The following is a 7,955-nucleotide window of genomic DNA, read 5'->3' on the forward strand; positions in this document are numbered from 1 at the left end:
GCCAGCCCCTGCGGGATCGGCGTGCCGGGCACGCCCGGGCCCAGTCCCGCGGGGCTGACCAGCGGCGAGCCGGGCGGCGCGACGTTGACCGGAGCCTGCACCCCGGGCGGGACCGGCGCCGGCAGGTCGGCTGGCGCCGGCCGCCCCGGCAGCGCCGTGAAGAAGGCATTGGCCAGACGCGCCAGCACGTCCGGATCGATGGGCGCTTCCGGCGCGCCCGGCACGCCGCCGGCCAGGGCGGCGAAGCTTGGAGAGGAATCGGCGACAGCCATCGTGCGGCCTATTTGTAGGTGTCGGGATAGTCGTGGTACTTGCCGATCTCGACATCGTCGAGCACCGCCAGCGCGTCGTCGGCCAGCAGCGCCAGCGAGCAGTACAGCGAGATCAGGTAGGACGCGATGGCATGGTTGTTGATGCCCATGAAGCGCACCGACAGGCCCGGGCTCTGTTCGCCCGGCAGGCCCGGCTGGTACAGCCCGACCACGCCCTGGCGCTTGTCGCCCACGCGCAGCAGCAGGATCTTGGTCTTGCCATCGGCCACCGGCACCTTGTTGGACGGAATCAGGGGAATGCCGCGCCAGGTGATGAACTGCGAGCCGAACAGGCTGACCGTCGGCGGCGGCGTGCCGCGCCGCGTGGCTTCGCGGCCGAAGGCGGCGATGGCCAGCGGATGCGTCAGGAAGAAAGCCGGCTCCTTCCAGACCTTGGTCAGCAGCTCATCCAGGTCGTCGGGCGTGGGCGCGCCGGTCAGCGGGAAGATGCGCTGCTCCTCCGTCACCTGCGACAACAGGCCGTAATCAGGATTGTTGATGAGTTCGCTTTCCTGGTTTTCCTTGATGGTCTCGATGGTCAGGCGCAGCTGTTCCTTGATCTGGTCGTGCGGGCTGCTGTAGAGGTCGGAGATGCGGGTGTGCACGTCCAGCACGGTGCTGACGGCGTTCAGGAAATACTCGCGCGGCTGCTCCTCGTACTCGACGAAGGTGCGCGGCAACTGGTTCTCGGCTTCGCGCGCGGTGCACGTCACCTTGATGTTTTCGGGATTCTTGACCTTGTTCAGGCGGTAGATGCCTGCTTCGACCGGCGCCCATTGCAGCAAATGCGTCAGCCAGCGCGGGCTGATGGTGGCAAGTTGGGGTACGGTCTTGGTCGCATTGGCCAACTGCCTTGCGCCGTTGTCGCCCAATGCGACGGTCCCGCCTACGGTGGCACTCATTGAAATCTCCGAAGTGAACAAACACGCAAACAACACAGACAAAAAGAAAGGGCCGAAGCCCCTGGGGAAATAGCGGTCAGGCGGCGCGCTCGCGCGGACGCGCCTGGCCGGCGTCGGCCTGCGGCGTGCTGCGCGGGCCGGCCTGCGTGACGGTGGCGCCGGGCGCCACGTCGCTGGTGATCCAGACGTTGCCGCCGATCACCGCGCCGCGGCCCAGCGTCACGCGGCCCAGGATGGTGGCGCCGGCGTAGATGACGACCTCGTCTTCCACGATCGGATGGCGCGCCAGGCCTTTTTCCAGGTTGCCGTCGGCGTCGGTGGTGAAGCGCTTGGCGCCCAGCGTCACCGCCTGGTAGATGCGCACGCCGCGGCCGATGCGGGCGGTCTCGCCGATGACGACGCCGGTGCCATGGTCGATGAAGCAGCCCGGGCCGATCTGGGCGCCGGGGTGGATGTCGATGCCGGTTTCGCCATGGGCGATCTCGGCCGCGATGCGCGCCAGCAGCGGCAGGTCCAGCAGGTACAGCTGGTGCGCCAGGCGATGGTGGATCAGGGCGTGGATGCCGGGATAGCAGAGCAGCACCTCGTCCACGCTGCGCGCCGCCGGATCGCCGTGATAGGCCGCCAGCACGTCGCTGTCGAGCAGCCGCCGCACGTCCGGCAGCGCGGCGGCGAACCGCCGCACGATCGCGGCGGCGTGTTCATCGACGCCGGCATCGGCCGGCGCGTGACGCCGCAGCTCCAGCCGCGCCTGTTCCAGCAGGCTGCGCAGGGCCGCGTCCAGCGTGTAGCCGACGTAGAAATTCTCGCTTTCGTGGCGCATGTCGACCGGCCCCAGGCGCATGGGGAAAAGCGCGCGCTTGAACTTGTCGAAGATGTCGGCCAGCGCCTCGCGCGACGGAAACTCGCGTTCGCCCGGCTCGCGGGCGCGCTGTTGCGAGGTGCGCCATTGGGCGCGGATGCCGTCCAGGGCGCGCACCACGCCCTCCAGATCGAAGGCTGCCATGTCAGTCCTGCACCCAGGGCAGGCCGCGATGGCGCCAGCCGTCGCTCAGGCCGCGATGCTGGTTGGCGTCGAGCTCGCCTTCGAAGCCCTCGAAGACGTTGAAGACCGCCGAGAATCCCGCCTTGGCGGCCGCCTCCGCCGCCAGCGCCGAGCGCTTGCCGCTGCGGCACAGCAGCAGCACCACGGCGTCCTTGCCGCCGGCGCTGGCCACCTTGGCCTCCAGTTCGCGCACGAAGCGCGGGTTGCGGGTCAGGCTGGTGCCGGTGGCCCAGGGCACGTGCACCGTGCCGGGAATGTGGCCGACGAATTTGCGCTCTTCCGCCGAGCGCACGTCCACCAGCACCGCGTCGCCGTTCTGCGCCAGCGTCCAGGCGTCCACGGGCGAGACGCCGCCGGCATAGGAAAGGTGCTGGTCCAGCGCCGCGGCGCGCGCCTGCTCCAGGGTGGCAGGCAGGATCCGTTCGGTGACGGCGGCTTCGGGGGTGTCGTAGCTCATGGCGCAAGGGCCTCCAGGCTGGCCGCCAGAACAGGTGGCGGCGGAATCCACAATCTAGGCCTAAAGCGGCGAAATCCAAATGAATAAAAAGTCGGAAATTAACAACCGCGAGTTGTGTAGCGGCCGCGCGGGCGCTCAGGCCACGGCCGCCGCGTTGGCCGGCGGGGCCGGCGCCGCCGCGCGCTGGCCGGGACGGGCGGCGAGCAGTTCGCGCGTGTAGTCGTGCCGGGGCGACGTGAACACCTCCTCCACCGCGCCCTGCTCCACCAGCGCGCCCGCCGCCATGACGGCGACCCGGTCGCTGATGTGGCGCACCACTTCCAGGTCGTGCGAAATCAGCAGGTAGGTCAGGCCAAGGTCTTCCTGCAACTGCTGCAGCAGGTCCAGCACCTGCCGCTGCACCGCCACGTCGAGCGCCGAGACCGGCTCGTCCAGCACGATCAGGTCGGGTTGCAGCGCCAATGCGCGGGCGATGGCCACGCGCTGCCGCTGGCCGCCCGACAGCGCGGCGGGCCGGCGCGCCGCCAGGGCGCGGTCCAGCGCCACCTGGTCCAGCAACTGCAAGGCGCGGTCGCGCCGCTCCTCGGGCCGGCCGATGCCGAAGGCGCGCAGCGGTTCGGCCAGGATGTCCTCGATGGTGTAGCGCGGGTCGAGCGAGCCGTAGGGGTTCTGGTGCACGAACTGGATCCGTCGGCGCAGCTGGCGCAGCGGCTCGCCCCGGAGCGCGCCGATATCGCGGCCGCCGAACCGCACCTGGCCGGCGCTGGGCGTCTCCATGCGCACCACCATGCGGGCGGTGGTGGATTTGCCCGAGCCGGACTCGCCCACCAGCGCCAGCGTCTGGCCGCGCGCGATCTCGAACGACACGTCGCGCACGGCCTGCAGGCGCTGGCCCCCGGCCAGCGCGAAGGTCTTCGCCAGGCCCTGGACCGCCAGCAGCGGCGGCGTGGCGGGCGCGGACACCGCCGGCCGCTGGCGCGTCGATGCGCCCGGTCGCGCCGCCAGCAGCGCCTGGGTGTAGGCGTGGCGCGGCCGCTCGAACACGTCGCCCGCGCCGCCCTCCTCCACGATCTCCCCGTGCCGCATCACGATGACGCGGTCGGCGCGCTCGGCCGCCAGCGCCAGGTCGTGCGTGATCAGCAGCACCGAGGTGCCGTTCTCCTGTTTCATCAGCGCCAGTTGATCCAGGATGCGACGCTGCACGGTCGCGTCGAGCGCGCTGGTGGGCTCGTCGGCGATCACCAGCCGGGGCCGGCAGGCAAAGGCGATGCCGATCAGGACGCGCTGGCGCATGCCGCCCGAGAGTTCGTGGGGATACTGCCGGGCGCGCAGCGCCGGCTGCGTCAGGCCGACCTGGTCCAGTATCTGCACGGCGCGCTGGCGGGCATTGAGGCGATCGGCCAGGCCGTGGATGCGCAGCACCTCGGCCACCTGCTCGCCGATCCGCATGGCCGGGTTCAACGCGACGCCGGGATCCTGCGGCACCAGCCCGATGTGCGCGCCGCGCAGCCGGCGCCAGGCGCGTTCGCCGGCCCGCGTCAGGTCTGCTCCCTGGAAATGGATGGCGCCGCGCAGGATGCGCGCGTCTTCCTGCAGCAGGCCGATGATGGCGTGCGCGGTGGTCGACTTGCCGGAGCCGGACTCGCCGACGATGGCCAGCACCTCGCCGGGGTCCACGTGCAGCGACACGCCGCGCACGGCGTGCGCCCATTGGCGCCCGGCCTGATAGGCCACGTGCAGGTCGCGCACGGCCAGCAGCGGCTGCGCCGCCGTTTCGCCGCGTTGGACGGACAGCGCCGTCACTGTGTTCAGGTTCATCGTGCCCCCCGCAGGCGCCGCCGTTCAAAGGCCTTGCCCAGACTGTTGGTGGACAGCACCACCAGGATGATCACGCCGCCCGGCATGGCGGTCAGCCACCAGGCGCGCACCAGGTAATTGCGCCCTTCCGCCACCAGCGTGCCCCACTCGGGCGCGGGCGGCGCGGCGCCGAAGCCCAGGAAACTCAGCGCCGATACCGCGAGGATGGCGGCGCCCAGTTCCAGGCCCGCCAGCACCAGCACGGGGCCGGCGGCGTTGGGCACGATGTGGCGGCGCAGCACCGAGAACCAGCGCTCGCCGCTGCCGAAGGCCGCCTCGACATAGGCATTCGCCTTGATCCGCAGCACTTCGGCCCGCATCAGCCGCGCGAAGGTGGCGATGGTGGCCACGCCGGCGGCCAGCGCCACGTTGACGGTGCCGAAGCCCAGCACGGTGATCACCATCAGCGACAGCAGCAGCGACGGAATCGCCAGCAATACGTCCACCACGCGCATCACCGCGTCGTCCACCGCGCGGCGCGAGAAGCCGGCCAGCAGGCCCAGGCAGCAGCCGGCGGCCAGGCCCAGCGAGACGGCGATGACGGTCGCCTTCAACGACAGCGCCGCGCCGTGCACCACTCGCGCATAGACGTCGCGGCCCAGGTAGTCGGTGCCGAACCAGTGCGCCAGGGACGGCGGCCGCAGGCGCAGCGCCACCCGGGTCTCGAATGGACTCTGCGCGGTGAACAGGCCCGGAAAGAAGGCCCACCCCAGCGCCACGGCCACCACGGCCAGCGCCAACAGCAACAGCGCCGCGCGGCGGGCGTCGCCCAGCCGCGCGCGCCAGCCGTCCGGCACGGCCGGCATCGCGGCGGCGGACGGCGCCGGCGGGGCCAGGGAATGCAAGGTGCTCATGCGAGTCTCCTATGGGCGTGAACAGGCGCTAGGCCGGCGATCGCGGCGCGGCGGCGATGCGCGGATCGAACAAGGGGTACAGCAGGTCCACCGCCAGGTTCACCACCACATAGACCAGCGTCGACAGCACTACCAGGCCCTGCACCATGGGAATGTCCTGCGCCTGCACCGCGATCTGGGTCAGGCGGCCGATGCCGGCGCGCGAGAACACGGTTTCGGTGACGACCGATCCACCCAGCAGGTGGCCGGCGCTCATGCCGACCAGCGTCAGCGCGGGAATGGCGGCGTTGCGCAAGGCGTGCCGCAGATGCACCCGGCGGCGCGACGCGCCCTTGGCGTAGGCGGTGTCGATGTAGCCCTGCCGCAGCGCGGCCGACAGGCTCTTGGCCAATACCTGGGCGATCGCGGCGCCGGTGGGAATCGCCAGCGTCAGGGCGGGCAGCACCAGCGAGGCGAAGCCGGCGTTGCCGGTCGCCGGCAGGAACGGCCAGCCGAAGGAAAAGCACTGCAACAGCACCAGCCCGATCCAGAACGACGGGATGCTGACGCCCAGCGGCGGCAGGCACAGCAGCAGTTCGGCCAGCCAGGGCCGGCGCGTGTAGGTCGCCGCCAGCGCCACCGCCAGTCCCAGGACCAATGAGATCAGCAGCGCCAGCGCGGCCAGCGCCAGGGTCTGGGGCAAGGCCCGCAGCACCGTCGTGGCGACGTCGTGGCCGTTCTCGATCGAGATGCCGAAATCGCCGCGCAGCGCCCGGCCCAGGCCGTTGACGTACTGCGCCAGGATCGGCTGGTCCAGCCCGAAGCGGCTGCGCATCTGCGCCACCTGCGCCGGGTCGGCCAGCACGCCCTCGCCGCGCGCATCCAGCATGATGGCCACCGGATCGCCCGGCAGCACGTAGAGGATCAGGAACGACACCGAGAACGCGGCCCACACCACGAAGACCGCCTGCCCCAGGCGCGACAGCAGGTAGCGGCGCATGCTGGCTTACCGGGCGGCCGCCAGCCAGGTGTCGTGCAGCACCGGCCAGCGCGGCGTCGACAGCCACAGGCCGCGCACGTCGGGCGCCACCGCGAAGACGGTATTGCTCTCCTTGATCGGCACCGCGTAGCCCTGGTCGATGATCAGGTTCTGCACCTGCGCCACCAGGTCCTTGCGCCGGGCCGGGTCCACCGCCACGCTCTGCTGGTCGAGCAAGGCATCGAGCGCCGGCTCGGCCGCGCCCAGGCCGCGGCCGAACTTGCTGGAGAACGCGGCCAGGATCACGTCCGGATCGGGGCGAGTCAGGTCCGACAGCCGCAGGTCGTAGTTGCCCGAGCGGATCACGCCGCCGATCTCGGCGTCCGAGCGCAGGTTCAGGCGCAGGTCCACGCCGATCCGGGCCAGTTGTTCCTTGATGAGTTCCAGCGTCGGCGTGTAGCCGGGAAAGCTCCAGGTGACGCCAACCTGCAAACGCTGTCCGTCGCGACTGCGGATGCCGTCCTTGCCGGCCTTCCAGCCCGCCCGTTCCAGCAGCGCCCGCGCGGCGTCGGGCCGATAGGCCAGCTTGGCCGACAGGTCGAAATAGCCCGGCACCGTGGTCGAGACCACGCTGGTGGCGGCCTTGTCGTATTCGGTATAGAGCGCCTCGATGATCTCGGCGCGGTTCACGCCGATCACCAGCGCCTGCCGCACTTCGGGGTGCGACAGGACCGGGCTGGCGATGTTGGGGTACAGCGTGATGCCGATGCCGCCGGCCGAGCGCGCGACCACGCTGGCGCCCGCGGCCTTGACCCGCTGCACGTCCTCGGTCGGGATTTCCTCGATCGCGCCCACCTGGCGGCTGATCAGCGAGCCGACCCGGACGCTGCCTTCCGACACGGTCTGGAACGTGACCTGGTCGAGCCAGGCCGGCCCCTGGTGCTCGGCGTTGGGCGAGGCCCACTGGTAGTCGGCGCGGCGCTTGAGGACGATGCGGTCATTCTTGACCACCTGCGCGATCACGAACGGGCCGGTCCCGATCAGCGCGCCCTGGCAGCGCTCTTCCGGCGTTTTGGCGAGCGTGGCGGGCGCCAGCGGCGCCAGGGTCTTTTCGGTGAGGGCCTGCAGGAAGCCGGCCTTGGGATGGTCGAAGCGCAGCGCCACCGTCAACGGGTCGAGCACGTCGGCGCCCAGGTAGCCGGTCAGGTAGCCGGAGGCCTGCGGCGCCCGCCCTTCCCTGGCGTACACGGCCAGGGCATCGAAGTTGGCTTTGACGCTGGCGGCATCGAAACGCTCGCCATTGCTGAACGTCACGCCGTCGCGCAGGCGCAGCACCAGCGTTTTGCCCTCGTCCTGGTAGGTCCAGCGGGTGGCCAGCCACGGCACCACCTCGCCGGTGCGCTTGTCCTGGTCCAGCAAGGCGTCCAGCGCCTGGCGGCTGGCGTTCTGGGCGCGCGCGCTCTGGGCCAGGTCCAGGCACGGCGGAAAGGAACTTTGCGCGATCGTCAGCGCGCCGCCGGCGCGCGGCGCGGGATCGGCGGCCTGCGCCGCGGCGCTGGCCTGCAGGCCGG

General features: G+C 71.1%; 7 protein-coding genes and 1 pseudogene. All 8 read right to left on the reverse strand.

Annotation, left to right across the window (positions count from 1 at the left end):
- A pseudogene (locus H0523_RS30955) lies at positions 1-272 on the reverse strand (hypothetical protein); the annotation flags it as partial.
- Positions 273-280: 8 nt separating this feature from the next.
- Positions 281-1,213, reverse strand: a complete 933-nt coding sequence (locus H0523_RS30960; protein ID WP_043775745.1) for a family 2A encapsulin nanocompartment shell protein — start codon at positions 1,211-1,213, stop codon at positions 281-283.
- A 76-nt stretch (positions 1,214-1,289) separates the two neighbouring features.
- Positions 1,290-2,219: a serine O-acetyltransferase EpsC gene (gene epsC / locus H0523_RS30965; protein WP_054430451.1), complete on the reverse strand. Its 930-nt coding sequence runs from the start codon at positions 2,217-2,219 to the stop codon at positions 1,290-1,292.
- A 1-nt stretch (position 2,220) separates the two neighbouring features.
- Positions 2,221-2,715, reverse strand: a complete 495-nt coding sequence (locus H0523_RS30970; RefSeq protein ID WP_054430452.1) for a rhodanese-like domain-containing protein — start codon at positions 2,713-2,715, stop codon at positions 2,221-2,223.
- A 135-nt stretch (positions 2,716-2,850) separates the two neighbouring features.
- On the reverse strand, positions 2,851-4,533 hold the full coding sequence (locus tag H0523_RS30975) for a dipeptide ABC transporter ATP-binding protein (RefSeq protein ID WP_054430453.1): 1,683 nt from the start codon (positions 4,531-4,533) through the stop codon (positions 2,851-2,853).
- The gene (locus tag H0523_RS30980; protein ID WP_054460608.1) at positions 4,530-5,426 is read right to left on the reverse strand and encodes an ABC transporter permease; all 897 of its coding nucleotides are present in this window, start codon (positions 5,424-5,426) and stop codon (positions 4,530-4,532) included. Before H0523_RS30980 ends, H0523_RS30975 begins: the two co-directional genes overlap by 4 nt.
- A gap of 28 nt (positions 5,427-5,454) precedes the next feature.
- Positions 5,455-6,405: an ABC transporter permease gene (locus H0523_RS30985; RefSeq protein WP_054460605.1), complete on the reverse strand. Its 951-nt coding sequence runs from the start codon at positions 6,403-6,405 to the stop codon at positions 5,455-5,457.
- A 6-nt stretch (positions 6,406-6,411) separates the two neighbouring features.
- Positions 6,412-7,955, reverse strand: a 1,544-nt coding sequence (locus tag H0523_RS30990; protein WP_180180277.1) for an ABC transporter substrate-binding protein, incomplete at its 5' end; no start/stop codon positions are given.

It is taken from the genome of Achromobacter insuavis (assembly GCF_902859645.1).
In the GTDB taxonomy this organism is placed as follows: Bacteria; Pseudomonadota; Gammaproteobacteria; order Burkholderiales; family Burkholderiaceae_B; genus Achromobacter; species Achromobacter insuavis.

Bases quoted from the DNA above. Each gene is read 5' to 3' on its own strand.
- H0523_RS30985 (WP_054460605.1), bottom strand. From the start codon at position 6,405: ATGCGCCGCTACCTGCTGTCGCGCCTGGGGCAGGCGGTCTTCGTGGTG.
- H0523_RS30975 (WP_054430453.1), bottom strand. From the start codon at position 4,533: ATGAACCTGAACACAGTGACGGCGCTGTCCGTCCAACGCGGCGAAACG.
- H0523_RS30970 (WP_054430452.1), bottom strand. From the start codon at position 2,715: ATGAGCTACGACACCCCCGAAGCCGCCGTCACCGAACGGATCCTGCCT.
- H0523_RS30960 (WP_043775745.1), bottom strand. From the start codon at position 1,213: ATGAGTGCCACCGTAGGCGGGACCGTCGCATTGGGCGACAACGGCGCA.
- epsC (WP_054430451.1), bottom strand. From the start codon at position 2,219: ATGGCAGCCTTCGATCTGGAGGGCGTGGTGCGCGCCCTGGACGGCATC.
- H0523_RS30980 (WP_054460608.1), bottom strand. From the start codon at position 5,426: ATGAGCACCTTGCATTCCCTGGCCCCGCCGGCGCCGTCCGCCGCCGCG.